The 24,704-nt window shown below is 62.4% G+C and carries 20 protein-coding genes and 1 tRNA gene; 11 read left to right on the forward strand and 10 right to left on the reverse strand.

The genetic code is table 11. From position 1 onward, the window contains the following. Positions 1–2: 2 nt before the first annotated feature. The 6 genes from IRI77_RS01140 to IRI77_RS01165 are packed head-to-tail and all read left to right on the forward strand — an operon-like array spanning position 3 to position 6,474. Positions 3–1,004 (forward strand): sugar-binding transcriptional regulator, encoded by a 1,002-nt coding sequence (locus tag IRI77_RS01140; RefSeq protein WP_194450258.1) that lies wholly within the window; start codon positions 3–5, stop codon positions 1,002–1,004. Continuing rightward, on the forward strand, positions 1,001–1,591 hold the full coding sequence (locus IRI77_RS01145; RefSeq protein ID WP_194450259.1) for a DUF2291 family protein: 591 nt from the start codon (positions 1,001–1,003) through the stop codon (positions 1,589–1,591). The genes IRI77_RS01140 and IRI77_RS01145 overlap by 4 nt, the downstream gene beginning before the upstream one ends. Then, complete coding sequence (locus IRI77_RS01150) at positions 1,588–3,105, forward strand: sugar ABC transporter ATP-binding protein (protein ID WP_194450260.1); 1,518 nt, start codon at positions 1,588–1,590, stop codon at positions 3,103–3,105. The genes IRI77_RS01145 and IRI77_RS01150 overlap by 4 nt, the downstream gene beginning before the upstream one ends. Continuing rightward, positions 3,089–4,141, forward strand: coding sequence for an ABC transporter permease (locus IRI77_RS01155; protein ID WP_194450261.1), 1,053 nt, complete (start codon positions 3,089–3,091; stop codon positions 4,139–4,141). The genes IRI77_RS01150 and IRI77_RS01155 overlap by 17 nt, the downstream gene beginning before the upstream one ends. Before the next feature lie 14 nt (positions 4,142–4,155). After that, positions 4,156–5,052: a D-ribose ABC transporter substrate-binding protein gene (locus IRI77_RS01160; protein ID WP_407674100.1), complete on the forward strand. Its 897-nt coding sequence runs from the start codon at positions 4,156–4,158 to the stop codon at positions 5,050–5,052. 3 nt (positions 5,053–5,055) lie between these two features. Continuing rightward, positions 5,056–6,474, forward strand: a complete 1,419-nt coding sequence (locus tag IRI77_RS01165) for an L-fucose/L-arabinose isomerase family protein (protein ID WP_194450263.1) — start codon at positions 5,056–5,058, stop codon at positions 6,472–6,474. Here IRI77_RS01165 and IRI77_RS01170 read toward each other — a convergent pair. Beyond that, positions 6,471–8,093 carry an alpha-L-rhamnosidase-related protein gene (locus tag IRI77_RS01170; protein WP_228486549.1) on the reverse strand — a complete coding sequence of 541 codons (1,623 nt, stop codon included), beginning with the start codon at positions 8,091–8,093 and terminating at the stop codon, positions 6,471–6,473. The genes IRI77_RS01165 and IRI77_RS01170 overlap by 4 nt on opposite strands. Positions 8,094–8,185: 92 nt before the next feature. Between IRI77_RS01170 and IRI77_RS01175 the strand changes: the two genes are divergently transcribed. Then, positions 8,186–8,842, forward strand: a complete 657-nt coding sequence (locus IRI77_RS01175; protein ID WP_194450264.1) for an aspartate/glutamate racemase family protein — start codon at positions 8,186–8,188, stop codon at positions 8,840–8,842. A 10-nt stretch (positions 8,843–8,852) separates the two neighbouring features. On the opposite strand, the gene IRI77_RS01180 is transcribed toward IRI77_RS01175, so the two are convergent. Further along, complete coding sequence (locus IRI77_RS01180) at positions 8,853–9,995, reverse strand: substrate-binding domain-containing protein (RefSeq protein ID WP_194450265.1); 1,143 nt, start codon at positions 9,993–9,995, stop codon at positions 8,853–8,855. A 213-nt stretch (positions 9,996–10,208) separates the two neighbouring features. Here IRI77_RS01180 and IRI77_RS01185 point away from each other — a divergent pair, with 213 nt between their 5' ends. Together IRI77_RS01185 and IRI77_RS01190 are read left to right on the forward strand one after the other, a co-directional pair. After that, on the forward strand, positions 10,209–12,407 hold the full coding sequence (locus IRI77_RS01185) for a DUF5060 domain-containing protein (protein ID WP_194450266.1): 2,199 nt from the start codon (positions 10,209–10,211) through the stop codon (positions 12,405–12,407). Positions 12,408–12,426: 19 nt separating this feature from the next. Next, positions 12,427–13,476: a glycoside hydrolase family protein gene (locus tag IRI77_RS01190; protein ID WP_228486550.1), complete on the forward strand. Its 1,050-nt coding sequence runs from the start codon at positions 12,427–12,429 to the stop codon at positions 13,474–13,476. A gap of 9 nt (positions 13,477–13,485) precedes the next feature. Here the strand turns inward: IRI77_RS01190 and IRI77_RS01195 are convergent, their stop codons facing one another. Beyond that, on the reverse strand, positions 13,486–15,531 hold the full coding sequence (locus IRI77_RS01195; protein ID WP_194450268.1) for a beta-galactosidase: 2,046 nt from the start codon (positions 15,529–15,531) through the stop codon (positions 13,486–13,488). A gap of 59 nt (positions 15,532–15,590) precedes the next feature. Here IRI77_RS01195 and IRI77_RS01200 point away from each other — a divergent pair, with 59 nt between their 5' ends. Further along, on the forward strand, positions 15,591–17,330 hold the full coding sequence (locus IRI77_RS01200; protein ID WP_194450269.1) for an SMP-30/gluconolactonase/LRE family protein: 1,740 nt from the start codon (positions 15,591–15,593) through the stop codon (positions 17,328–17,330). A gap of 29 nt (positions 17,331–17,359) precedes the next feature. Here IRI77_RS01200 and IRI77_RS01205 read toward each other — a convergent pair whose 3' ends face one another. The 3 genes from IRI77_RS01205 to IRI77_RS01215 are packed head-to-tail and all read right to left on the reverse strand — an operon-like array spanning position 17,360 to position 20,713. Further along, positions 17,360–18,742 carry a sulfatase-like hydrolase/transferase gene (locus IRI77_RS01205; RefSeq protein ID WP_194450270.1) on the reverse strand — a complete coding sequence of 461 codons (1,383 nt, stop codon included), beginning with the start codon at positions 18,740–18,742 and terminating at the stop codon, positions 17,360–17,362. Positions 18,743–18,757: 15 nt separating this feature from the next. Further along, entirely contained in the window at positions 18,758–20,389 is a 1,632-nt protein-coding gene (locus IRI77_RS01210; RefSeq protein ID WP_194450271.1) for an alpha-L-fucosidase, read from the reverse strand. A 30-nt stretch (positions 20,390–20,419) separates the two neighbouring features. After that, entirely contained in the window at positions 20,420–20,713 is a 294-nt protein-coding gene (locus IRI77_RS01215; protein ID WP_194450272.1) for a hypothetical protein, read from the reverse strand. Between the two features lie 94 nt (positions 20,714–20,807). On the opposite strand from IRI77_RS01215, the gene IRI77_RS01220 reads away from it, so the two are divergent. Beyond that, the gene (locus IRI77_RS01220) at positions 20,808–21,692 is read left to right on the forward strand and encodes a hypothetical protein (protein ID WP_194450273.1); all 885 of its coding nucleotides are present in this window, start codon (positions 20,808–20,810) and stop codon (positions 21,690–21,692) included. Positions 21,693–21,845: 153 nt separating this feature from the next. On the opposite strand, the gene IRI77_RS01225 is transcribed toward IRI77_RS01220, so the two are convergent. The 4 genes from IRI77_RS01225 to serS all read right to left on the reverse strand — a co-directional run bounded on the left by IRI77_RS01225 (position 21,846) and on the right by serS (position 24,690). Next, positions 21,846–21,921, reverse strand: a tRNA-Thr gene (locus IRI77_RS01225). A 148-nt stretch (positions 21,922–22,069) separates the two neighbouring features. Continuing rightward, on the reverse strand, positions 22,070–22,324 hold the full coding sequence (locus tag IRI77_RS01230; RefSeq protein WP_194450274.1) for a hypothetical protein: 255 nt from the start codon (positions 22,322–22,324) through the stop codon (positions 22,070–22,072). Positions 22,325–22,402: 78 nt separating this feature from the next. Further along, entirely contained in the window at positions 22,403–23,242 is an 840-nt protein-coding gene (locus IRI77_RS01235; protein WP_194450275.1) for a hypothetical protein, read from the reverse strand. Positions 23,243–23,406: 164 nt separating this feature from the next. Then, positions 23,407–24,690 (reverse strand): serine--tRNA ligase, encoded by a 1,284-nt coding sequence (gene serS / locus IRI77_RS01240; RefSeq protein WP_194450276.1) that lies wholly within the window; start codon positions 24,688–24,690, stop codon positions 23,407–23,409. Between the last annotated feature and the right edge of the window lie 14 nt (positions 24,691–24,704).

The following is a 24,704-nucleotide window of genomic DNA, read 5'->3' on the forward strand; positions in this document are numbered from 1 at the left end:
TCATGGCTCGGATAGACGAACTCCGGTTGATCGCCAAAGTTGCGCGCATGTATTACGGTCAGGGCTTACGGCAGACCGAGATTATGGAGCGGCTGAATGTGTCGCAATCCACCATCTCGCGGCTGTTGAAGAAGGCCGAGGTAGAGGGCATCGTCCGCATCACCGTTGCCGTTCCTTCCGGCACTCATCCGGAGTTGGAGGAGGCGCTACAGTCGCACTATGCACTGAAGGAGGTGATCGTCGTCGATTGTATTGACGACGAGGCGCAGATCGCCCGGGACCTAGGCGCGGCGGCGGCATTCTACATGGAGACGACCCTGCGCCCGGGCGACGTCATCGGAATCTCGTCGTGGAGCGCCGCCCTGCTGGCCATGGTCGACGCCATGCATCCCAGCCAGCGCTGTGCCGGGGCCCGGGTCGTTCAGATCCTGGGCGGCATTGGGAATCCTGCTGCCGAAGTGCACGCCACCCATGTCACGCGGCGGCTGGCGAACCTGATCGGCGGGACCGCTACACTGCTGCCGGCGCCCGGAGTACTGGGGACGGTGGAAGCCAAGCAGGTGATGCAGGAAGACCAGTATGTCCGGCAGGCCTGCGAGTTGTTTGGCGTGGTCAGTGTGGCGCTGGTGGGCATCGGCGCGATTGAGCCCTCCCACCTGCTCACGTTGAGCGGCAACGTGTTCTCCGGAGCGGAATTGAAAGAACTGGGCGAGCGCGGCGCAGTGGGCGACATCTGCCTGCGATTCTTCGATGGAGCAGGAATGCCTGTGGTGAGCCCGTTGAACGAGCGTGTGATCGGGATGAGCCTCGAAGAGTTGCGCAAGGTCAGCCGGGTAGTGGGCGTGGCGGGGGGCCGCAGAAAGCTCGCCGCCATTCGCGGTGCACTGGCCGGCAAGTGGATCAATGTGCTGATCACCGACCGGCTGACGGCTTCACAATTGCTGGAATCTTCCACCGCGGCAAACGGAGCCGGCCGCGTCGCTCAGGTATCGAGGAAACGATGAAGCGAGCCTGCGCCGCGATTCTGAGTCTCTCGCTCACGGCTTGCGTCCCCTGGACGGTGCGGCCGATCGAAGGCCAGTCCGCGGCTGCGGCGCAGGACCGGTTCGATGCCACCCGCTTTGTCGACTCGCAATGGCAGACGAAGATCCTGCCGGCGATCGAAGCTTCCGCCGTGGATGTCAGCGGCTTGCCCGCTGCTTCCTCTCGCAAGGCCGGTACACACTTCATATTGAAGGGGACGGCTCGCGTGTTGAAAGTGAATCCAGCTCCGCCATTGGGGCAGATGAGCCTGGATTTCGAGCCCTTCGACGGACACGCCGACGCCGTATTGCAGATTGGCCCCGAAGTGCGAGGCTCCTCCCTGCGTGATGCCACGGGATTGGTTCAGTTCAGCCAGTTTGTGAATCAGATCGACTTCGCCAATGTATCCAGCAAATTGAATGCGCGCGCCCTGCAATGCCTGCCGCCCACTGCGGAGATCGCCGGCTCAGAGGGACGCCGCATCGCGTTCACCGGCACATTCACGGCGGGGGATGAGATTCCACATATCGTTCCGGTTCGATTCCGCTGGGTCGAGGGAGTCAAATGAGCCAGTCTCCCTCCCTGTTGCGCGCCTGCCAGGTCACGAAGCGCTATCCGGGTACGGTCGCCCTGGATGCGGTTGATTTCGAGTTGCGGCGCGGCGAAGTTCACGTCCTCATCGGGGAGAATGGGGCGGGGAAGTCGACGCTCGTAAAACTGCTGGCCGGAGTCGAGCAGCCGACTATGGGCCATCTGGAGTTGGAAGGGCGCGAGATTCGCCTGGGTTCGACGCGCGACGCGGCGGCGGCCGGGATCGGGATGATCTATCAGGAGCTTAGCCTTTTCCCGAACCTGAGCGTCGTCGAGAACATTTTCATGGCCTGCGAGCGGACTCGCGGCGGCGTGATCGATCGTAAGTCCGAGGAGGGAATAGCACGCGGGCTGATGAAGAAACTCGAGCAGGACATTGACGTCCACACCCTGGTGGGCGACCTGCCGTTGGGCTGCCAGCAGATTGTCGAAATCTGCCGGGCGCTGGCGCGCAATGTGCGCGTCCTGCTGATGGATGAGCCCACCTCCGCGCTGAGCCCTAACGAGATCGCCGTCCTCTTTCGTGTGATTCGCGAACTCAAGGCAGCGGGCGTTGGGATCGTCTACATCTCCCACAAGTTGGAAGAGTTGATGGAGATCGGCGACCGCGTCACGGTGCTGCGGGACGGGCGGTTGGTGGAGTCGGCTGCGATCGCGGAGGTGGACGTTGCGTGGATCATCGACCGCATGACGGACCGCCGTTGGGCAGCGTCCGCGCAGCATGCCGAATGCGCTGGCGACGCGGAAGTCCTGCGTGTGGAGCATCTCAGCGTTCCCGGCCGCGTGCACGACGTTTCCCTTTCGGTGTGCGCGGGCGAGTTGGTTGGAGTCTATGGGCTGATGGGCGCGGGCCGCACGGAACTCCTTGAGGTTCTGGCCGGGAATCGCGCCGGCTCGGGCGGGCGTATTTCGCTGGCGGGCCGCAGCCTGGAGCACCTGTCCGTGAGGGAACGCATCGCCGCGGGCCTCGCCCTGGTCCCGGAGGATCGCCAGGCCGCGGGCCTGATCCCCACATTCTCCGTGGGCCGCAACATGACGCTGGCGAGCCTGTCGGCGCACTCCAGTCATGGGCTTCTGCGGCGCACGGAGGAGGCTGCCAGCGCCTCACGCATGATTGCGCAGTTGCGCATCAAGACCACCGGCCAGGATCAGCCGATTACGTCGCTGAGCGGGGGGAATCAGCAGAAAGCCGTGATCTCGAAGTACCTGCTGACAAAACCGCGTGTGCTGCTGATGGACGAGCCCAGCCGCGGCGTGGACGTCGGCGCACGGGCTGAGATCTTCGAGATCGCCCGGAAGCTTGCCGCCGAGGGTGTAGCAATCCTCTTCGCCTCGTCGGACCTGCACGAAGTATTGACGCTGGCTGACCGTGTGCTGGTAATGGCACGCGGGCGCCTCTCAGCCTCTTTCGAGCGAAGCGAGCTCAACGAGCAGAATCTGATGGCCGCCGCCTGCGCCAAACCGGAGAATCTCCATGTCAACGCACAATGAGGCGATCCAGCCCCTTGCCCCGGCCGGGAATCATCGCATCAGCGACGTCCTATTCCGCCTGCGGGCACTGGTTGCCTTGGTCGTGCTCGTCATCGTCTTTGCTTCGCTGTCGCCCGCCTTCCTCAGCTCAGGCAATCTGATGATCCTGGTGAAGCATGTCGCGATCAACGCGATACTGGCTGTGGGGATGACGTTTGTCATTCTGACCGGCGGCATTGACCTCTCGGTTGGCTCTATTGCCGGATTGGCCGGCATCGTGGCCGGCGGGCTCATCAACACCGGTCTGGTGCTGCCCTCCTTTGGAATCGTTATCTACTTTCAGGTCTGGTTGGTGATTCTGCTCGCCGCGCTGGCGGGCAGCGGTGTCGGCGCGCTGAACGGATGGCTGATCACGAAGTTTTCTGTCGCTCCGTTCATTGCAACGCTTGGCACGATGTACGTCGCCCGGGGCGCGGCATTGCTCATCTCCAACGGAGCGACCTTTCCCAATCTGCTCGGTAAGCCGGAACTGCACAACACCGGCTTCGCCTGGCTGGGGTCCGGCACGATTCTGATGTTGCCCGTGCCCATCTGGCTGATGGCGGTGGTGGGTGCGGCCGGTGCGTTTGTAGCTGCCCGCACACCCTTCGGGCGGCGGATCTACGCTGTGGGCGGAAACGAACGCGCGGCCGAGTTGTCGGGTGTGCGCGTTGGACGTGTCAAACTCCTGAGCTACGTGATTTCGGGGTTTTGTTCGGCGATTGTCGGCGTGATTATAGCTTCACAGTTGATGTCCGCCCACCCCGCGACCGGCGAGACGTTTGAGTTGAATGCAATTGCCGCCGTAGTGCTGGGCGGCACCTCGCTGATGGGTGGGCGTGGTGGAGTCGGCGGCAGCATCGCCGGAGCTTTCGTCATTGGCGTCCTGGCGGACGGGTTGGTTCTGTTGGGTGTTTCGCAGTTCTGGCAGATCGTCATCAAAGGCGTGGTGATCGTGGTGGCCGTGTTGCTCGACCAGATGCAAAAGAGGTTCTCATGGCGCGAAAGGTCTTCCTAGTTTTCTCCCTGGGCATGCTCGCCCTGGTAGGCTGCCGCCAGGGCGGTGGCAAGCGAAGTATTGCGATCATCACTCCGTCGCACGACAACCCTTTCTTCAAGGCGGAAGCGGATGCCGCGGCCAACAGGGCTCGCGCCCTGGGCTATGATGCCTCCGTCAATACGCACAATGACGACGCCCACAAGCAGGATGAACTGGTGGATGTAGCCATTGCGAATGGAGCGTCGGCCATCATTCTCGACAACGCGGGCGCCGACGCGTCCGTTGCCGCGGTCGCCAAGGCCAAAGGAGCGAATATACCCGTCTTCCTGATTGACCGCGAAATCAATGCCAACGGCATTGCCGCGGCCCAGATCGTTTCGAATAACTACCAGGGGGCGTTACTCGGCGCCCAGGAGTTTGTGCGGCTGATGGGTGAGAAGGGCACGTTCGTCGAGTTGCTGGGGCGGGAATCCGATACGAATGCGCAGGTGCGGACCAGGGGCTACCACGAGGTACTCGACAAGTACACGGGAATGCGGCTGGTTGGGCAGCAGAGCGCCAACTGGAGCCAGACCGAAGCCTTCCAGAAAATGGAGACCCTGCTGCAAGCGCACCCGGACATCAAGGGCGTTATCTCAGGCAACGACACGATGGCGCTGGGCGCGGCCGCGGCACTGAAGGCGGCCGGACGCCAGGAGGTGATCGTCGTTGGCTTCGATGGCAGCCCCGATGTATTGGCCGCGATCCGCGCCGGGTCGATCAAAGCGACTGTGCTTCAGCCCGCGGCGCGCATTGCGACCATGGCCGTGGATCAGGCGCACGGCTTGTTGACGAAGGGCTCCAGCGGAGCCGCCGAGAAACAGTCCATCGATTGCGAACTGGTGACGCCGTCCAACGTGGATCAGTTCGGCGTATTTACGAGGAAGTGAATCATGTCCAAGATGACTCTGGCCGTCATTGTCGGCAATCGCGACTTCTTTCCTGACCGGTTGGTTTCCGAAGGGCGGGCGGACATCCTGCGCCTGTTCGAGGAGATGGGCATCGAGGCTGTGATCCTCGATGAAGAGGCGACGAAGCTGGGCGCGGTGGAGACCTGGCAGCACGCCCGGCTCTGCGCCGACCTGTTCCGGAGCCAACGCGACCGCATCGACGGCGTGCTGGTCTGCCTGCCCAACTTCGGGGACGAGAAAGGTGTGGCGGATACGCTGCAGTTGTCTGAGTTGAACGTGCCCGTCCTGGTGCAGGCCTATCCGGACGACCTCACGCAACTCAGCGTGGAGCGGCGGCGCGACGCCTTCTGCGGCAAGGTCTCGGTCTGCAACAATCTGCGCCAGTACGGCATCGCCTATTCGCTCACCCGCCGTCACACCGTGCATCCGCTGACGGACAGCTTCCGCGCCGATCTCCGCAATTTCCTGGCGGTCTGCCGCGTGACCAAGGGCCTGCGCCGGGCCCGCATCGGTGCGATCGGCGCGCGTCCGAATGCCTTCAACACGACTCGTTACAGCGAGAAGCTGCTGCAGTCGGCCGGCATCAGCGTCAACACCATCGATCTCTCTGAAGTCTTTGGAGCCGCGGAGAAGATTCCCGCCGACGACGTGCGCGTCAAGAACCACCTGGAGCGCATCCGCGGCTACGCACCGTGCGGCGATACGCCCGCCCGCTCCATGACGCAGATGGCGCGCCTGGCGATCGTCCTCTCCGATTGGATGGCGAAGTATGATCTGCAGGCCACAGCGATTCAATGCTGGACGTCGATGCAGAGCAATTTCGGCATCAATCCCTGCACCGTGATGAGCATGATGAGTGAGCAACTCCTGCCCAGCGCCTGCGAGGTGGACATTACGGGTGTCGTTTCCATGTACGCTCTGCAGCTTGCTTCCGGCACGCCCAGCGCCCTGGTGGATTGGAACAACAACTACGGCGACGACGATGACAAGTGCGTGATGTTCCACTGCGGCAACTGGGCCAAGAGCTTCATGCCCGACATCATCATCAGCACGGCGCCGATCCTGGGCTCGACGTTGGGCGTCCAGAACACTTACGGCGCTCTGTCGGGCCGGACACCAGCCGGACCGCTGACGTATGCGCGAGTCAGCACGGACGACCGCGAAGGACGGATCCGGGCCTATGTTGGGCAAGGGCAGTTCACCGACGATCCGCTGGCCACCTTTGGCAGCCGGGCGGTCGTGCATGTGCCGGCGCTACAGAATCTGATGCGCTACATCTGCCGCAACGGCTTCGAGCACCATGCCGCGATGAATGCGTCACACTCGGCCGACATCCTGACAGAGGCCTTCGAGACGTACCTCGGCTGGTCGACATACCATCACGGGGCGGCAAACGCCTAACCAGCCGTGCGGCCCAGTTGCAGCCCGCGCAGGAAGTAGGACGGCGTGCAGCTCCACGCGTGGCAGTAGCTATTCACGAGGATGCTCTTGTAGGGCGACAACATGGGATCGGACGGATCGTAGATCTCCCAGAACGTGTCCGCGCCGGCGGCCACCATGCCGCCCCAGTAGCTGCTCAGCAGGTCGAGCGCCTCCTTGCGCAAGCCGCTCAGCAGCATGGCTTCCACCATGTAGTGGTAAAGGTAGGGCGTGCCCGGCCGCACCGCATCCGGCATCTTCATCGCATTGCGCAGGGCTACCGCGCCCATCTCAGGCGTGGCGAGGCCTGACATCACCATCCAAGCCTGCGAGGCCCAGGATACCTGCCCCTGCGGCCCGCTGACGAAAACGTTGCGTGCGGAATCGAAGAAGCGCGTTCGTCCGGCGGCGGTCATCCTGTGGATCAATGCCTGATACTTCGCCGCATCCGCCTGCTGCCCGGCATGCCCGGCCAGTTCCACTGCCTGCTTCAGGCAGAACAGCAGTACCCCGTGCATGGAGGCGGTCTTCTCCAGTTCCTCGCGCCAGTCGATGAAGATCCACCAACCGCCCGGATCGGCGAACAGGCCATCGGCGTTGATGAACTGACTGACCAGTTCGACCTGCTTGCGGACCACCGGCCACAGTTCCCTGGCGGTTTGCTGGTCCTTCGCCGCTTTCACGTAATCGAGCAGAGCCGCGATGTAGAGCACTGCGTAATCCATGATGAATTGGCGTCCGCACTTTGGCCCCGGGTCATCGTAGACACAAGCCGCCACCAGGCCGTCCTCGCGAGGCAGGCCGGCGAAGAGATAGAGACAGCGTTTGACCAGATCGAAGTTGCGGAAGGAGACGTAGTTCGTCAACGCCTGCAGGCGCAGATCGCCCACCCACAATCGGCGATCGCGGCGGGGACCATCCTCGAAGACCGTCTGCATACAGTCGCGTAGCGTATTCAGGCTTACGCGGTCGATGGAGCGCAGCGCCTCCGGTGTGCCAGCGGGCAGCGGCGCCGGCTCCATTATGGCCGAGGTGACGGCCCGCGCCTCGATCCGCTCGAAATGCACGGCGAAGTTCGGCGATGTGTCGATGACATCGAACTTCACCCAACGGAATGCATGGCGGCGGGGCACCTCGACGCGGCGCGGCAGGAAGTCGACGTTGAGGATCTCATCCGGCAGCCACGCGCGGCTCAGCGTTCCGGTGTAGGACTCCAGCGGCACAGCCACATCCGCGGGAGCCTCTCCAAATGTGACCCGCAGGCGCACCGGGGAATCCACCGCCTCGCCAGTCCCGCTCAGTTTGAAAGAGACGTACCCGGCCATGTGCCGGCCGAAGTCGACGATGAAGCTGTCGCCGCGCTTCAGCGGTCTCTGTGCCAGCGCCGCCACCTGTTCAGTGACTTCCATCTTCCAGTGGAGGAACGAATCGGGCGCGGGCTGCGGACGCACGATGGCGACCGGCGTTACCAGCGTCTCTTTCAGCTTCGGCTTCAGCGATTCGGCGATGCGGATCCAGCGCGCCTCGGGCGCCTCATTGCCAGTGTGTTTGGCGGCCTGGGGAGTTAGCGCGGCGGCCTGGAGGAAGGTACGTCTCTGCACGCGAACAGAATATCAGGAAAACCAGCCATTTCAGTCCGAAATACGATTGCCTGGCGCCGGCCTGCACGCCTGCCGGGCCATAATAGGAAGCCATGACGCGCACGCTCGCTCTCATCCATACCAGCCCAATGCTCGTGCCCATGTTCGATACGCTCTGCGCCCGGATCCTGCCCGACTGGAGGATCTTCCACATGGTTGACGAGAGCCTGATTCGCAACACGATCGCGGTGGGCCGCCTGGACAAGCCGACGACTCGCCGCATGGTGGCGCAGATCCAGTCCGCCTTTGAAGCCGGCGCCGACGCGGTGCTGGTCACCTGCTCCTCCATCGGACCTGGTATTCCCGTCGCGAGGCAGCTCTTCGACGGGCCCATCTTTCGCATCGACGAGGCCATGGCCGCACAGGCGGTCTCGATCGGGCGCCGCGTGGGCGTGCTGGCGACCTTGGGCACGACGCTCGAGCCGACGATTCAGCTGATTCGCGATACCGCCGCCTCACAGGGGCGTGATTGCGAAGTGATTTCAGACTGCTGTGAAGGCGCCTTCGAAGCCGTACTGCGCGGCGATACGGAAACGCACGACCAGCGCGTGCGCGCCTCGCTGGATGCCCTGATGCCCAAGGTGGATGTCGTAGTGCTGGCGCAGGGCTCGATGGCGCGCGTACTCGCCGCCATTCCGCCGGAGTCGCTCAGCGTGCCCGTCTACAGCAGCCCTGAACTGGCTATTCAGCAGATCCGCTCAACCCTTTAGCCGTTGTCGGCTACATCAGTTCGACCGGACTTGTCCCATCCAGCGGATACAGCAGATCCACGTTCTGGGGCGTCAGTAACTTATGTGCGACGAAGACCGCGGATGGCACTGGTTTGTGCTCCAGCAGCCGGACCGCCATGCGGATCAGCTCTTCTCCATAGCGTTCCGGGAAGTAGGCGACGGACCCCACCAATTGCGTACCCCGCCTCCGCAACTCCTGCCGCGCGGCCAGGGTCCCATTCTGGCCGACAACCGAGCACAACTGCGCGCACCCGGCCTCCTCGAAGGCCCGCAGCGCCGCCAGTGCGCACGGGTCGTTCACCGCACCTACGAGAGTCCGCCTCGGCTTCGAGCGGCTTAGGTGCTTGCGCACGACACCCAGGATCTGTTCAAACGAGCCCTTCCCATCCAGATGCACGCACGACATGGTGTCGTAGTAGGGCAGTTCGCTGCGCAGCCCGTCCACCGTGCCCGTGATGCGAAGGCGCGGCAGCGGCCCCGCGATGGGGAGTCCCAGCAGCAGCACCTGCTCGGCTCCGCCGGGCCAATGCTGTTTCGTCCAGCGTCCCAATGCGCGCCCCGCAATCAAGCCCGCTTCGTAGTTGTTCGCGCCGAAGTAGGTTGCGCCGGGATGCGGAATCTCAATCGCGATCACCGGGATGTTGGCCTCCTGGAACCGCGCCGCAATCTTAGTGGCCACGCGCTGGTGGGTCTGGAACTCCAGCACCAGGTCGACATTCTCGCGGATCAGGTACTCCGCGTTGCGCAGGGCCTCCGCCGCGCTGTAGCGGTTGTTCACCATCACGAGCTGGATATTCTCTTTAGCCGAGGCAGCACGCTGGATCCCTTCGGTCACCGCGCGCGAAAACTCGGAGTTGGTCTGCTCGGCGAAACCCAGGCGAATGATGCGGGACGAACGCGTGCGGACCAGCGAGCGGTACTCACCGCGGCCCACTCGTTCCAGCAACCCGCCCTGGACAAGGCTTTTCAACAGACGGAAGGCGGTCGTGCGCGAAAGGCTGGTGCGGTCCACCACATCCGGCAGGGCCACCACCTCGCTCTCACTGCGGAAACACTTCAGCACTTCGCAAGCGCGCAGTACTGCCTGCGCCGCGTTGCGGTCACGCGAGGATGCATCGGCGATCGTGGCCATATCCTTACCGTCTCTGAATGAAAATTCCGAGCATCCATAATATTCCATTCCGCGGAATTGCGCAGCCACTCATTTGGCGCATGTCTTCACTCCAGTGCACAGGTTTGCATCCGCATCGCCTTCCGCATCGCGGAACTTCGGACCCCTGCCTGCGCAGCCCGTATCCATGCGCCTCCAGATCCGCTACAGTGTGAAAACACCGCAAGGTACGCCATGTCATTTCTCCGCTGGATTCATCCCCCCCCTTACGCCGCCGCACTGCTCCTGCTGCCCTGTGTGGGCAGCCTTCTGCCTGCACAGCAGGTCACTGGCGAGCTCAAGCAATGGCATGACGTCGTTCTCACCTTCGATGGCCCGGCAACCAGTGAGTCCGCCGATCCGAATCCGTTCCTGTTCTACCGGCTCAATGTCACCTTCACCCAGGGCGCCAGGCGCTTTGTCATCCCCGGCTACTTCGCCGCCGACGGCACCGCCGCCGAGACCAGCGCCACCGCCGGCAACAAGTGGCGCGTCCACTTCGTTCCCGACGAGACAGGCGAATGGAATTACCAGGTCTCCTTCCGCTCCGGCCAGGATGTCGCTGTGGATCTTAGTCCCGACGCGGGCACTCCTCTCAAACCCGACGGCCTCGCGGGGAAGCTCACCATCGCGCCCTCCGACAAGACCGGCCGCGACCACCGCGCGCAGGGCACCCTGCACTACGTCGGTGAGCACTACGCTCAATACACCGGGTCCAAGCAGTACTTCATCCAGGCAGGCACGCAGAGCCCCGAGAACTTCCTGGCCTACTACGAATTCGACGACACGGTAGATCACGGCGGCGCCGAGAACCGCCTGAAGGACGGGCTTCACCACTTCGAGCCGCATGTTCGCGACTGGCGTGCCGGCGATCCAACTTGGAAAGGCGGCAAGGGCAAGGGCATCATCGGCGCCTTGAACTACCTCGCGGGCAAGGGCATGAACACCTTCTACTCGCTGACCATGAACATCGACGGCGACGGCCGCGAGATCTACCCCTGGACCAGCTACGAAGAGCGCGCCCGCTACGACATCTCCAAGCTCGCGCAATGGGACCTCGTCTTCTCCCATATGGACAAACTGGGCATGCAGCTCATGCTCATCACCCAGGAAGAGGAGAACGAACAGCTCCTCGGCAAGATGACCGTCCTGCGCAGGCTCTACTACCGCGAACTGATCGCCCGCTTCGCCCACCATCACGCCATACTTTGGGATCTCTCCGAAGAGATGGACCGCTGGCGCTACTACACCACCGAGGACATCAAGGCGCTCTGCGAGTACTTCAAGCAGGTGGATCCCTGGCAGCACCCCATCCAGTACGTCCAGTGGAAGGGTGAGTTGCTGGCTGACGACAAAGGCTACGGGCGCCTCCTCGGCTTCGACGGCTTTGACGGCACGGCGATGCAGCACGATCCCGAGTACAGTCACCCGGCCACCATTAAGTGGGTCGATGCCTCGGCCAAAGCAGGTCACAAGTGGCTGGTGGGCATCATCGAGATCAATCCCACCAGCATCGGAGTCCTTCCCGACGCCGATGATTACTGGCACGACACGGTTCGCAAGGCGTCCATCTGGGGCAATCTGATGGCGGGCGGCTCCGGCACCGTCTTCTTCTTCGGCTACGCCCACCCTGACAGCGACCTCGACCTCGAAGACTGGCGCAGCCGCGATCACTTCTGGGACATGCTCCACTACGCCCACGAGTTCTTCACGCGTTATCTCCCGTTCCCGCAGATGCGTCATGACGACGACCTGACCGCCACCTCCGACGACTATGTCTTCGCCAAACGTGGTGAGATCTACGCGGTCTACCTGCCCAACGGCGGCTCAACCGCGCTCGATCTTTCCGCCGCTCAGGGTCTGTTCGAGGTGAAGTGGTTTGACCCGCGCTTTGGCGGAGAACTCCAGAACGGCAGCGTGCGGACCATTCAAGGCGGCGGCATTCGAGCGCTCGGCCTGCCGCCCAACGAACCTAGCAAGGATTGGGCCCTGCTCGTGCGGCCCGCCTCGCCTCCGCTCGACAAAGAGCGCAAGTTCCTCGTCAAACTCAACATGCCCATCGGCAGCTTCATCAGTAAGGCCGGCGACGCGATCACGGCCTCCATCATCTCGCCAGAGTCCTTCCTGGGCGGCAGCCTGCAAGGCACGGTGGAGCGTATCTCCAACGCCGACGGCGGAAGCGTCACCATCAGCTTCCGTTCATTGGTTCACAAGGAGCTGACGATTCCCATCACGACTGTCACGACAGGCTTCGTCAACTCCAAGGGACACAAGGCTGTTGACGACGAAGAACGGCCCACCAATGTGGACAAGGGCGCCTTCCTCACCCCCAAGTCGACCTTCCTTTTGAACGAGGGTGCCGAGATCAACTTGCTCGTCTCCCCTGGACATTGAGAAGATCCACATGGCAACCATGGATCGTCCAGCAATCCCCTCACGGCGGCAATTCCTTGCGTCTTCCCTCGCACTGGCGGCGCCCGATGTCGCACCCTACCTGACACCGCACAAGTACGGCAAGCTCGTGCTGGGCCCAGACCCGTCGCCCGACGCCTTCGATCACCGCAGCGTCGATTGTCCCTTTGTCTTTCGGCACAAGGGTGAGTTTTACATGACTTACATCGGCTGGGACGGCACCGGCTACCAGACCGGACTCGCGGCCTCCCGCGACCTCGTCACCTGGCGCCGCCTCGGCTGCATCCTGCGCCGCGATCCGGCCAACCCCATCACCCGCTACAACATCGCCATGAACTGGATTCTGCGCGACACCCGTCTGCGATCCAAGGGCGAACTCAAGAAGGTGCGCGGCCGCTATCTGGGCGTCTTCCACGCCTACCCGAATGCCGGGTATGAGGAAGGACCCGCCCTCATCGGGCTCTGCTGGAGCACCGATCTCCTGCATTGGGAAATCGGCGACATCATCCTCAGGCCCGAAGACGGCGCCGATTGGGAGCGCGGCGGCCTCTACAAACCCTGTCTCGTCGAGGAACAGGGCACCTACTATTTGTTCTACAATGCCAAGTCGCGCAACCTGCCCAAATCAGAAGGAGGCGGCTGGCGGGAACAGACCGGTGTCGTCACCTCGACTGACTTGAAGACCTGGAAGCGCTACGAATCGAACCCAATCGTGCGCAACGGCCCGGCCTGCAGCCCCGACCAGCGCTTCGCCAGCGACCCCTGCGTCGTCACCGACGGCAAGCGCTGGCTGCTCTTCTACTTCGGACTTGACGCCAAAGGCAAGGCCCGCGACCTGCTGGCGCTGGGCGATGATCCATATCACTTCACCAAGTCCGACCAGATCCTGATCGATGTCGGACCGCCCGGCACGGTCGACTCGACTTACGCGCACAAGCCCTCGGTGATCGTTCACCAGGGCGACCTCTATCACTACTACTGCGCGGTCTCCGGCAAGTATCCCAACGAGGTCCGCGGCATCTCGGTCGCCCGGTCCCGTCCCTGGACGTAACGCGAGCAGCTACACCGACAACACCTCGACGCCCCGTGGCGGCAGATTTACCAGGCTCACGGCCGCGCCGCCGGCCAGCAAGCGCCGCATCGCCCGCGGCAACACCACTCGCTGTTCCGCCTTCGAGTGGTTGATCACGATGTACACGTCCTTGCCGCCGCCTGTTCGCCGGCATACTTCCACTGCGTCCGGCACCGGACCGAGCGCCGGCTTCACGCCGCTCAGCCGCAGCATCCACTCCGCAGCCTTGGCCATCAGCGCGTCATCCAGGAGTGCCGCAATGTACGTGATCCGCCCCTTGCCCAACGCCCGTGACACCACCGCCGGCTGATCGTCCAGCCACCCGTTGCTCGCGCCATACTTCATCAGGACTTCGACCCCCGCAGTCCGCGTCTTCAGTTGCTCCGCCCACATGGTCGCCTTGCCCGTGCCCCATGGCCCGCTCACCGGCACATCCTCGTCCAAGGCGTACCACTGCTCCACGCGCGCACCCACCGCATCCACCAGCGGACCCGGTTGCCGCATCGGCCACAGCGAGTTGAACTCGTCCTTCATGCCCGACCGCGGCCCCAACACCAGATGCCCGCCCTGCCGGACATACTCCTCCATGTGTTTTGCCATCGGCTCCGGCAGCACGTTCAGCGCCGGAGCCACCACCAGCTTGTACCCGTTCAACGGAGCCATCGGGTGGATCACATCCATCTGCTGCGCCATCCGCCGCAAGGGCCGGTAATAGCTGCCCAGCAAGGCCACCGGATCGAAGTTGCGGTTGTGCCGTTGGAAATTCACCGCCCACCGGCTGTCATAGCTGTGCAGCATGGCGACTTCCGACACCGGTTCAGTTCCGCCCAGCGCGCCGCCCACCTGCGCGAACTCGCGGCCCAACTGCGCTGCTTCGTTATACATCGGCACCGGAGTCCCATCGGCGCCCACCAGCGTCCCGTGATATTGCTCCTGCCCATTCAAGGCGCTGCGCCATTGCCAGTAGCTGATGCAGTCCGCTCCGTGGCCCACGGCATGCCAGGCCATGGCCCGCGCTTCGCCCTTATCCAGCGCGTTGTTCACCTCCTGCCAGTTCACGAAGCCCGGTTGCGTCTCGATCAGCCAGAAGTTCTTTCTCTTCAACCCGCGCGTCAGGTCGTGCACGATGCCGTTCCTCAACGGATCCAAGTGTCCGCGCCCCACGTAGTTGTCCCACGACACCATATCGAGCTCTTCGGCCAGGATGTAGTGATCGAACGAGTCGTACCAGCCCATGTAGTTGCTGGTGATGAACTGCCGCTTGGGCGCATGCGCGCGGATCGCTTCCACCTGCACATGCTGGTAGGTCCGGAAGGTCTCCGAGATGAAATGCTTCCATTCCAGGAACAATCCCGGATTCCCGCTGGGCCCCAGGGGAATCTGACTCCAGTCGGTGTAAGCTTCGCTCCAATACGCGGTCGTCCAGTGCTCATTCAACGCGTCCAGCGTCTTGTAGCGATCTTTCAGAAACGCCTGGAACTGCATCCGAGTGAAGTCGTCATTCGACGTCCGCCCATACTCGTTGTCGATCTGCCAGCCCACTACGTTCTGATTCCCGCCGAACCGCTTGGCCATCACGCCCGCAATGCGAGCGCAGAACTGCCGGTAGCGCTCGCTGGTGAAGGAGAAGTGCGCCCGGTTGCCATGCTCCGCCTTACGCCCGTTGGCCTCGGTCAGCAAGGTCTCCGGATACTTCTGCGTCAGCCAGGCCGGCGGCGCCGCGGTGGGGGTCCCGATCACCGTCACGAGATTTCGTTTCGCCGCCATCTCCACCGCCTGCTCCAGCCAGTCCAACTCGAACTGGCCTTCGCGCGGCTCCAGCGTGCTCCAGGCAAACTCGGCTACGCGCACCATCCGCAGGCCCGCCTGCTCCATCAGTTTCAGATCCTCGTCCCAGCGCGACTCCGGCCACTGTTCCGGATACCAGGCGGCGCCCAATACCAGCGGAGGAGTCACGGCCGCGGCTTGCAAGGTGGGTAAAGCTGAAAGGAAGGGCAGGGAAAGCGACTGCGTCAGAAAACTACGGCGATGCATGCCCGCATCATATCGGATCGCCTCGTCTGGTGTAGCATGTCTGAAGCCCTTATCCACCCATGACAACGACACGATTCGCGCTGTTTGCGGCCACCACTCTGCTCTTCTGCGCCTTCGCGGAAGATTATCCCCTCGGTCCTGACTCAGAGCGTCACCCCGGAGTCCCGCAGGGCACTGTCACCAAGTACACCTGGAAAGACAGCAAGATCTTCCCCGGCACCGAACGCGACTACTGGGTCTATGTCCCGGCGCAGTACAGCAAGGACAAGCCGGCCGCCCTGATGGTCTTCCAGGATGGCGGCGGCTATATCACCGACACCGGGGCCTGGCGCGCCCACATCGTCTTCGACAACCTCATCGCCCGCGGCGAAATGCCCGTCACCATTGGCGTCTTCATCAATCCCGGAGTGATGCCCGCCCGCTCCACCCAGAGCCTGGGCCGCTTCAACCGCAGCTATGAATACGACGCCATCGGTGACCGCTACTCCCAGTTCCTGCTCACCGAAATCCTGCCCGAGGTTTCGAAGTCGTACAACATCACGACCGACCCGAATCTGCGCGGCATTGGCGGATCCAGTTCCGGAGCCATCTGCGCCTTTACCGTCGCCTGGCTCCACCCCGAATCGTTCCGCCGCGTCCTCAGCACAATCGGCAGCTACACGAACCTCCGCGGAGGCAACATCTATCCCTCCTGGGTCCGCAAGACCGAGCCCAAGCCGCTCCGCGTCTTCCTGCAGGACGGCGACCACGACCTCAACATCTTCGTTGGCAACTGGTGGATCGGCAATCAGGATCTTGCCTCCGCCCTGGAGTACGCCGGCTACGACACGACCCACGTGTGGGGCACTGAAGGCCACAACAGCAAGCATGGAGGCTCCATCCTGCCGTACGCACTCCGCTGGCTGTGGCGCGAATCCTCCAAGCCCATCGTTGCCTCCCAAGGCGGTGGCGGGGAGCGCCAGTTCTCCACCACGTTCCTGGATCCGGCCGAAGGCTGGCAGCTTGTCAGCGAAGGCCACAAATTCACCGAAGGCCCAGCCGTCGACAAGCAGGGCAATGTCTTCTTCACCGACATTCCCAACAACCGCATCCACCGAGTCACCGCCGATGGCGTCGTCTCTGTGTTCAAGGAAGACACCGGCGCTGCCAACGGCCTCGTGGTGGGCGGAGACGGCCGCCTCTATGCCTGCCAGAACGGCCGCAAGCGCATCGTCGCCTACACGATGGACGGCCGCGAGATTGTGCTGGCCGAGGACGTCAACTCCAACGACCTGGTCATCTCAAACAGGAACGACATCTACTTCACTGACCCCAATAACCACCGCGTCTGGTACCTCGACCCCAAGGGCAATAAACGCGTAGTGGCGGAGAATCTGGGCTTCCCCAACGGCCTCGCCTTCAGCCCCGACCAGACTCTGCTCTATGTGAACGATACGACCTCAAAGTCCATCTGGTCCTACCAGATTCAGGACGACGGCACACTCACCAACGGCGAGCCGTTTTACCGCCTGGAACTGCACGACGACTTCATGCGCAGCGGCGCTGACGGCATGAAAGTCGATGTCGAAGGCCAGCTCTTCGTGGCCACCAAGCTGGGCATTCAGATCTGCGACCAGCCCGGCCGCGTCGTGGCCATCTGGAACAAACCGGGCAATGCCGATATCTCGAACCTGGCCTTCGGCGGACCCGCGCGCGACATCCTCTTCGTCACTGCCGGCGACAAGGTATTCAAACGCAAAGTGCGCCGTCAGGGCACCGTGTCCTGGGAGCTGATCAAGCCGCCGCAGCCCCGGCTGTAGTCGACCGGCAATGCCGGCGGTGGACCAACTTACGCCGCCGGCACGTAGCCCCAATTCGGCTTGTCGAGATCCATGGCGTCGCCCGTCTTCTTCATCCAATCCTTCAGCAGGACTCTCAACTCCTCCACCTTTGCGGCCGACTGCGGTTCCGCGGCCAGGTTCCGCATCTCCCAGGGATCCTGCTTCATCTGGAACAACTGCGTGGTCAGTTTGCCGTTGACCATGTAGAGGATCAGCTTCCAGTCGTCGGTTCGCACGCCCCGTTGGAAGTGCCGGTAGGAGAAGAACACACTGTCCCGCCCGCCGCGCAGCAGGCTCTGGCCTTCCACTCCGGCTGGAACCTTCGTGCCGGTGAGTTCGCACAGCGTGGGGAAGATGTCGAGGTTGTAGCAGAGTCCCGCCCGGTGCTCTTTGCGCGGAATGCCCGGACCCGAGAGCACCAGCGGCACCCGTACACTGTGATCGTAGAGACTCTGCTTGCCCATCAGGCCGTGCTGGCCCAGCGCCAGTCCGTTGTCCCCCGCAAACACAACGATGGTGTTCTTCTCCTGTCCGGTCGCCCGCAGCGTGTCGAGGATCCGCCCGATGTGGAAATCGAGATGCGTGATCATGGCGTAATAGTCCGCCAGATGCCGCGTGACCTCCGTCTGTTGCCGGGGAAAGCCCGCCAGCAACTCGTCCCTTACCTGCAACTCGCCATTGTCGAATGGGTGCTGAGGCAGGAAGTTTTCCGGCAGTTTCAGCTTGTCCGCGGAATAGAGGTTGCGGTACGCCTCCGGAGCCATGCGCGGATCGTGCGGCGCTGTAAACGCCGTGTACAGGAAGAATGGCTTCGAACGGTTCGCCGTCTTCAGGAACTGAATGGCCTCGTCCGCAAAGAGCTCACTGGAGAAGCGATCCCCGATGCGCTCGCGTTCCTTTCCGTACTTTCCGGTGGGGTCGTAATCCTGGATGGGCGTCTTCAAGTGGTCGGCCATGCCACCGAAGAAGATCGCCGCTCCATTCTCAAAGCACTGGTTGAACCGCGGCTTCGCATTGTGCCACTTGCCGATCCCATAGGTGGAAAAGCCGGCATTGCGGAAGTGTTCGCCCATTAGGGTCACAGCCGGTGGCGGCGTCGAATCCATGTTGCTGGTGGCGCGGAACAGCGTCTGGCCCGTCAGAAGCATGGCGCGGCTGGCGACACAGACCGCTCCGCCCGTGCCGCCCATGATGTGCGCCCTTTCGAACGCCATGCCGCTGCCCACCAGGCGGTCGATGTTCGGGGTTCGGATGTCTTGGTTCCCCAACGCGCCAATCGTGTTGAAGCGCTGATCGTCCGAGTAGAGCAGAACGATGTTGGGCGGACGCGAGGGCGCCGCCGTCAGTGCCGATGCCGCGGCGGCTGAACCGAGAAACTGGCGTCGATTCATGGCCGTTCGCCCCTCCTACTGAGGCGTCAGCCGGACGCTCTCAACGACCGTCGCCAGCCGGTCACCCTTTACAAAAGGCTTGGGCGGGGTAATGGCCAAGGTGTGATACTCACCGGCCATCAACTCCACCTGTTCGCCGGCGGGTTTGCCATCAATCGTCACCGCCATCCCGGCGTTCGTCGGAGCCACCGTCAGCCGGTACTTGCCCGGCTTGGACGTGAAATGCCACTCCATCTTGTACACCGAAGGCCGCTCATAGTAGCCACGCCCGTTGTAGTTGTAGAAGGAATCCGCCTGCTTCGACGTCAGCGTCAATGCCCCACTGGCCGCGGGTTGCAGCGTCGGCGGGATCACCGTCAATGCGCCGTCATATTCGGCCACAATCACCGTCACCGGAGCCGTTTCCAGCCGCTTCGTCACCGTGACACTCTTCACCGGGCTGCCGTTATCCAGGATCAGCGGCGTCTTTCCGGAGTCCGTCAGGAAGTAAGCTTTCCTGAGTTTCGTCTTCAGGCCCGGCAACTCCAGCTTTCCGTCAGCCGGCCACTGGCGGACCATCAGGTACATCCGGCCGGGCTTCACCGTCACCTGGCCGAACGCTACTTCCCGGAACGGCTGCGGACCCGCGCCGTAGATCGCCTCGCCATTCACCTTCACCCAGGCTCCAATGCCTTCCAGCACCTTTTGCTCGAATTCCACCACGCTGCCGTCGCCCATGGGCCCGATGTTCAGCAGGTAGTTGCCGCCCCGGCTCGTCACTTCCACCAGCTTGATGATGTGTTCATTGATCTTGCCCGGCAGGTCCTCGCGCTTCTGCCACGACCGGTAGCCCCAGGTCTCATGGTAGATCGAGGCCGGTGTCTGCCACGGCTCATCAATCACATACGGCGGGATGTGGTTGTCGCCCATCACCGTGAAGTCACCCTGGTGGTTGAACACCCGGCCGCTCACCATGCAGTCGGGCTGCAGGGCGTGAACCGTGTCGGTGAACCGCTTGCTCTGCTCGGGCGTCGGCTTACCCATGTCGAACCAGATCTCCGACATCGGCCCGTAGTTCGACATCAGCTCCTTCAACTGGGCGACGTTGAAGTCCTCGTGAGCCTTTGGAATCTCGTTATTGTTTCGCCCGCCGTCCGACGGGGTGGCCCGCTCATCGTGCCAGTCGATGGTCGAGTAGTAGACGCCAAACTTCAGGCCGTTGCGGCGGCAGGCCTCGGCCAATCCCTTCACGACGTCTTTACCGTAAGGCGTCGCATCCACGACATTGAACTTGCTTTGCCTGGTGCCGAACATGCTGAAGCCGTCGTGATGTTTCGAGGTGATCACGATGAATTTCATCCCGGCCGCTTTGGCCAAGCGTGCTACCGCCTCTGGATCCCACTTCTGCGGATTGAACTGGGTGGTGAGCTGCGCGTACTCGTCCCGGGCAATCTTGCCCTCGCCCTGGATCTGTTCACTATAGCCCCTGGTGACCGGCTTGCCCTGCCAGATTCCGCCCGGGATGGCGTAGAGACCCCAGTGGATGAACAGGCCGAACTTGCGGTCCTGCCATTGCTGGACCGCTTGCGCCGAGGGACGCTTCGGTTCGGCTGCGGCCAGGGAAGAAGAGAGGAGACAGAGACTCAGTAAACAGCTTCGGGCGGTCATTTGGTAACCACCCTATCAAACCGCGGAGAACTAAGTCTCCTTCGATTCGTTGTCCTTTTTGAGTGCCTTCTCCGCACGATCGACCCAGGCGGTTGGCGCCGAGGCGATCACGGCCAGAATCAGGCCAAGCAGTGCGATGGCAATGAAGGCGGGGACGGGGATAATGCTAAAGATCTCTGACATTTGGAGCCCTTTGGCTATTCGATGCGCCACGCCCTGCATCCGATGCGGATTCATGGGAAACGGCACAAGCGTTGCATCGGCCTTCGGATTCCCTGCGTCAGCGCTCAGGATCCGTGGGCCGAACTCGTGTTCGATCACCATATTCAGTGGCGGAGGAACCGGGTAGAGGGGCGTCCAATACGCTTGCTTTTAAGACAAGTTAGTCCGATGATCGGCGAGCGGAGGATACACGAGCATGCAATTCCTTGAATCCGGGATCCGCCTGTGGTTCCTGGCTGCTATCGTCTTTTTGTCGGCCGCGCGGGGCGGATTGCTGACAACCCAAGTCCTGGTTGAGGCAAATGTCCCAGCAGACAACCACTACATGTATTCGGGACAGGGCTTCGTAGGGTCTCAGTCCGGCAACGGCATCGAGTCGGCTGTCGCTCTATCCGCGGCCAAAGACCTATACGGAAACTACATCGATCACGGGATCGAGCATCCGGATATGTACCTGGGCTTCTATTCAGTCGATGTCCAGGCCAAGGCCCGTGCTGGCTATGGCAACCTGGGCGCCTCGATCCTATTGGATGCCCTGGGTGGAACCTGGTTGGGGTCCTTCCCGATGGACACGCACGCTCATGCCGAGGCCACTATGCAGGACGACCTGTACGTGGCCGGCCAAAACGGAGATCAGGTGACTTTTGTCTTCGAATTAGAAGGGCAGAAGATCGTCCAATCCTGGCAGACTCCAACCCTCTCGGTGTGGGCACCCGGCGCGATTAACGATTCCTGGGTGGGCGACCAGTATTTCCTGACTTTGGGGGTCGGTATGGACAGGATGGTCCACCTGGACCTGACCTTTGTCTTGGATTATGCTGCCGCGGAGGAAGATTACATCAAGCTCGACTACTACAACTCGCTTCATCTGGTGAGCACCCAGACGCTGTGTTCCTGGTGTACCAACCCATTAACACCAAACCAATACCTGATGTCCCACAATAAGTACGCGGACGTTTCCACCATTCTCTACACGCCTGAGCCGTCGACGAGTTGGCTGGTGGCCGCGGCACTCGCCCTCTTCTCAGCGAGGCGCGCTTGGTCGCGCGTTCGAGGTAGGGGCTTGGATAAGGGGATGTGACCGGGGATCCGGCTGACGCTGGTTCAGTCTCCGAGGCGGCACGAAATGCGCAGCCATGCCAGGTTGTATCGGGATTGGTGATGGTTTGATCCGGTGGAAGCAGAAAACTTCCAGGATGGTGCAGCCGGAATTGTCGCCGTCGAGTGCGGCGGATGGAGCCAGCGGAGGGGATCGAACCCACGACCCTCTGATTACAAATCAGATGCTCTACCAACTGAGCTACGCTGGCCCACTGGGACATTATAGCGTCCCGGACATCGATCGCTCCACCCCGGGATCGAAATCGTCCCGCTGCCCGCGCGGCCATTAGGCTAGCTGAATTGAGCCTGCGAACCGGAGTCCGCCGGTCCACAGGCTACTTCGTTCGCCGGGCCGGCTCAGGCCTTCTTCTTCTTGCCCTTGTTGGCCGGATCGTGCTGCCAGCAGAACTTGCTGCCCGCTTGCGCCTTGCGCTTGCAACGCGTACCCGCCTGCGTCATTGCCGTGCACTGGTCCGCTGCCGCCACCGCGCTCTTGGGTGCCGTCTGGGCACTCTTCTCTGTGGCCTTGCCGCCGGTTTGAGCGAAGCATGGCCCAAAGGCGAGCGTGCTGACAAGCAGGGCCGACGCCACAATATTCACGAACTTCCGCATGAGAATCCTCCTGGTGTAGACGCCGGCGGCCGCTGGCCCGCCCCGGCATCTCCAGGAGAGTATCACAGCAACTTCCCGTTAGGGTCCTGCCGTACGATAGCTAGCCGAGAGCAGGTCGCCCATCTGCGGCGTCGCCACCGCCAGGAAGGCAATCCCGCTGCCGGTCAACACGAAATCCACCGATGCCTTCTGCAGGATGCCGTTGCGGAACAGGTGCAGGCTGGTCGCCGGGAATGGCGCCTGCGACAGCACAAACTGGGTGTTCACCCCATTCACCGTGCCCGCCGGCGTCTCCATGTCCACGAAGCCCACCGACCCCCCGCCGCCGGAACCGCAGGCCCCTGCCGTTCCATCCACATGCACACAATCGCCAGGTGATCCGCTCACTCCGGCGATCTCGCCCGTTGCATCAATCAGCGCCACCCGGTTCGGCTGGAAAGCGATGCTCTTCGTCGGCCTGTCCGATAGTGCCTCCGTAAGACCCACCACATCCAACATCTGGACTACTCCCGCTGCCGCCGCCACCGCCGTCGATCCGGACGGAGTCTGCATGCGGACATCTTTCACCGCCACCGGTACGACGCTGGGTGGCACCATCCACACTTCCGTGAACTGCACCTTGCCGTCGGCATTGAACCGGACCGTATAGTAAGCATTCGCCGACGCATTCGTCGTCGGCACCAGCTTCACTCGCAGCAGGCCGCCCACCACCTGCACCGTGATCGAGTTTGTCGGAACATTCGAGGCGTCCGCCGCCGTGAATGATCGCCAGCTGACAACGGCTGATCCGGTGAACGGAGTCCCGTCCGCCTTATACAGCGTGTCGTAAATCTGCGTCAGCGGAGGAGCCGCCTCCGCCAACATCCCAAGCAGTGCCTGCACTGCCGTGAACACAAAAATGAGCCGCCGCGCGGACATCAAAATCACCTCCAGGTCTGTCTCTGGCTGGATCTCGCCAGCCGTAAAACCATAGACAGTCCTTTTGGAAATCTGCTCGCCGCGCGGGGCTCGATTTTAGTTAACTGATTGTAATTAAATGACTTGACTGGTCGAAAATAAATATCGAGTGATGGTGACCGCTTCTACGCGAGTACCCCATTTGTCCCAATTCTCTCGGCATTCATGTACGGTTGCAGCGCTTCCGGCAGCACCACGCTGCCATCGGCCTGCTGGTAGTTCTCGACGATCGCCACCCAGGTCCGGCCCACGGCCAGGCCGCTGCCGTTCAGCGTATGGGCGAATTCGCTCTTCCCCTTCGCCATCTTGCAGCGGATGCCGGCGCGCCGGGCCTGGAAGCTTTCGAAGTTCGAACAGGATGAGATTTCACGGTATGCGTTCTGGCCCGGCATCCAGACTTCCAGGTCATAAGTCTTCGCCGATGAGAAGCCCATGTCTCCAGTGCACAGCAGCATGCGGCGGTAGGGCAGCCCCAGCTTTTCCAGAACTTGCTCGGCGCTGGCGGTCAGGTTCTCCAGCTCCGCGTGGCTTTGATCCGGCCGTGCGAAGTTGACCAACTCTACCTTTTGGAACTGATGCTGGCGGATGATGCCCCGCACGTCGCGTCCGTGGCTGCCGGCTTCCGCCCGGAAACAGGGTGTAAACGCACAGTACCGGATGGGGAGTTGGTCTCCCTCCAGCGTCTCGTCCCGGTAGATGTTGGTCACCGGGACTTCCGCCGTCGGAATCAACCAGAAGTCCGAGTTCTCCAGTTTGAACAGATCGTCGGCGAACTTCGGCAACTGGCCCGTACCAAACAGGCTGGCCGAGTTCACCATGAATGGCGGCAGTACTTCGGTGTACCCATGCTCCCTAGTATGCAGGTCCAGCATGAAGTTGATCAGCGCCCGCTCTAATTTCGCGCCGGCGCCCATATAGATCGCAAACCGTGCGCCCGTGATCTTGGCCGCCCGCTCGAAATCCAGGACCCCCAGCGCCGTCCCCAAATCCCAGTGGGCCTTGGGTTCGAATTCGAACTTTGTCGGCGTACCCCAGCTCTTCACCTCGACGTTATCGTCGGCGCTGGCGCCCACCGGCACGCTCTCGTGCGGCAGGTTCGGGATGCTGGATAACCGTTGCCGGAAATCCTCGTCGATCGCCTTCACCTGCTCCTCGAGCTGAGCGCTCCGCTCGCCCATGGCGCGGACCTTCGCCTGCAATTCAGACGTGTCCTGTCCGGCTTTCTTCAGCTTGCCGATCTCCATGCTCTCGGAGTTGCGCTGCGCCTTGAGCTGCTCCGATTCCGTCAGTGCCGCGCGCCGCTGCGTGTCGATCTGGCGAAACTCTTCGACGTCCAGTTTGTAGCCCCGGTCCGCCAACCGCGCGGCGACAACGTCCAGGTTGGCCCGGAATGATGCTAAATCATGCATAGGAAATCACATTG

Source organism: Paludibaculum fermentans, assembly GCF_015277775.1.
In the GTDB taxonomy this organism is placed as follows: Bacteria; Acidobacteriota; Terriglobia; order Bryobacterales; family Bryobacteraceae; genus Paludibaculum; species Paludibaculum fermentans.

What these genes read in the sequence shown, in the direction of transcription:
- IRI77_RS01140 (WP_194450258.1), top strand. Translation starts at nt 3, where the DNA reads ATGGCTCGGATAGACGAACTCCGGTTGATCGCCAAAGTTGCGCGCATG.
- IRI77_RS01145 (WP_194450259.1), top strand. Translation starts at nt 1,001, where the DNA reads ATGAAGCGAGCCTGCGCCGCGATTCTGAGTCTCTCGCTCACGGCTTGC.
- IRI77_RS01150 (WP_194450260.1), top strand. Translation starts at nt 1,588, where the DNA reads ATGAGCCAGTCTCCCTCCCTGTTGCGCGCCTGCCAGGTCACGAAGCGC.
- IRI77_RS01155 (WP_194450261.1), top strand. Translation starts at nt 3,089, where the DNA reads ATGTCAACGCACAATGAGGCGATCCAGCCCCTTGCCCCGGCCGGGAAT.
- IRI77_RS01160 (WP_407674100.1), top strand. Translation starts at nt 4,156, where the DNA reads ATGCTCGCCCTGGTAGGCTGCCGCCAGGGCGGTGGCAAGCGAAGTATT.
- IRI77_RS01165 (WP_194450263.1), top strand. Translation starts at nt 5,056, where the DNA reads ATGTCCAAGATGACTCTGGCCGTCATTGTCGGCAATCGCGACTTCTTT.
- IRI77_RS01175 (WP_194450264.1), top strand. Translation starts at nt 8,186, where the DNA reads ATGACGCGCACGCTCGCTCTCATCCATACCAGCCCAATGCTCGTGCCC.
- IRI77_RS01180 (WP_194450265.1), bottom strand. Translation starts at nt 9,995, where the DNA reads ATGGCCACGATCGCCGATGCATCCTCGCGTGACCGCAACGCGGCGCAG.
- IRI77_RS01185 (WP_194450266.1), top strand. Translation starts at nt 10,209, where the DNA reads ATGTCATTTCTCCGCTGGATTCATCCCCCCCCTTACGCCGCCGCACTG.
- IRI77_RS01190 (WP_228486550.1), top strand. Translation starts at nt 12,427, where the DNA reads ATGGATCGTCCAGCAATCCCCTCACGGCGGCAATTCCTTGCGTCTTCC.
- IRI77_RS01195 (WP_194450268.1), bottom strand. Translation starts at nt 15,531, where the DNA reads ATGCATCGCCGTAGTTTTCTGACGCAGTCGCTTTCCCTGCCCTTCCTT.
- IRI77_RS01200 (WP_194450269.1), top strand. Translation starts at nt 15,591, where the DNA reads ATGACAACGACACGATTCGCGCTGTTTGCGGCCACCACTCTGCTCTTC.
- IRI77_RS01205 (WP_194450270.1), bottom strand. Translation starts at nt 18,742, where the DNA reads ATGAATCGACGCCAGTTTCTCGGTTCAGCCGCCGCGGCATCGGCACTG.
- IRI77_RS01210 (WP_194450271.1), bottom strand. Translation starts at nt 20,389, where the DNA reads ATGACCGCCCGAAGCTGTTTACTGAGTCTCTGTCTCCTCTCTTCTTCC.
- IRI77_RS01215 (WP_194450272.1), bottom strand. Translation starts at nt 20,713, where the DNA reads ATGGTGATCGAACACGAGTTCGGCCCACGGATCCTGAGCGCTGACGCA.
- IRI77_RS01220 (WP_194450273.1), top strand. Translation starts at nt 20,808, where the DNA reads ATGCAATTCCTTGAATCCGGGATCCGCCTGTGGTTCCTGGCTGCTATC.
- IRI77_RS01230 (WP_194450274.1), bottom strand. Translation starts at nt 22,324, where the DNA reads ATGCGGAAGTTCGTGAATATTGTGGCGTCGGCCCTGCTTGTCAGCACG.
- IRI77_RS01235 (WP_194450275.1), bottom strand. Translation starts at nt 23,242, where the DNA reads ATGTCCGCGCGGCGGCTCATTTTTGTGTTCACGGCAGTGCAGGCACTG.
- serS (WP_194450276.1), bottom strand. Translation starts at nt 24,690, where the DNA reads ATGCATGATTTAGCATCATTCCGGGCCAACCTGGACGTTGTCGCCGCG.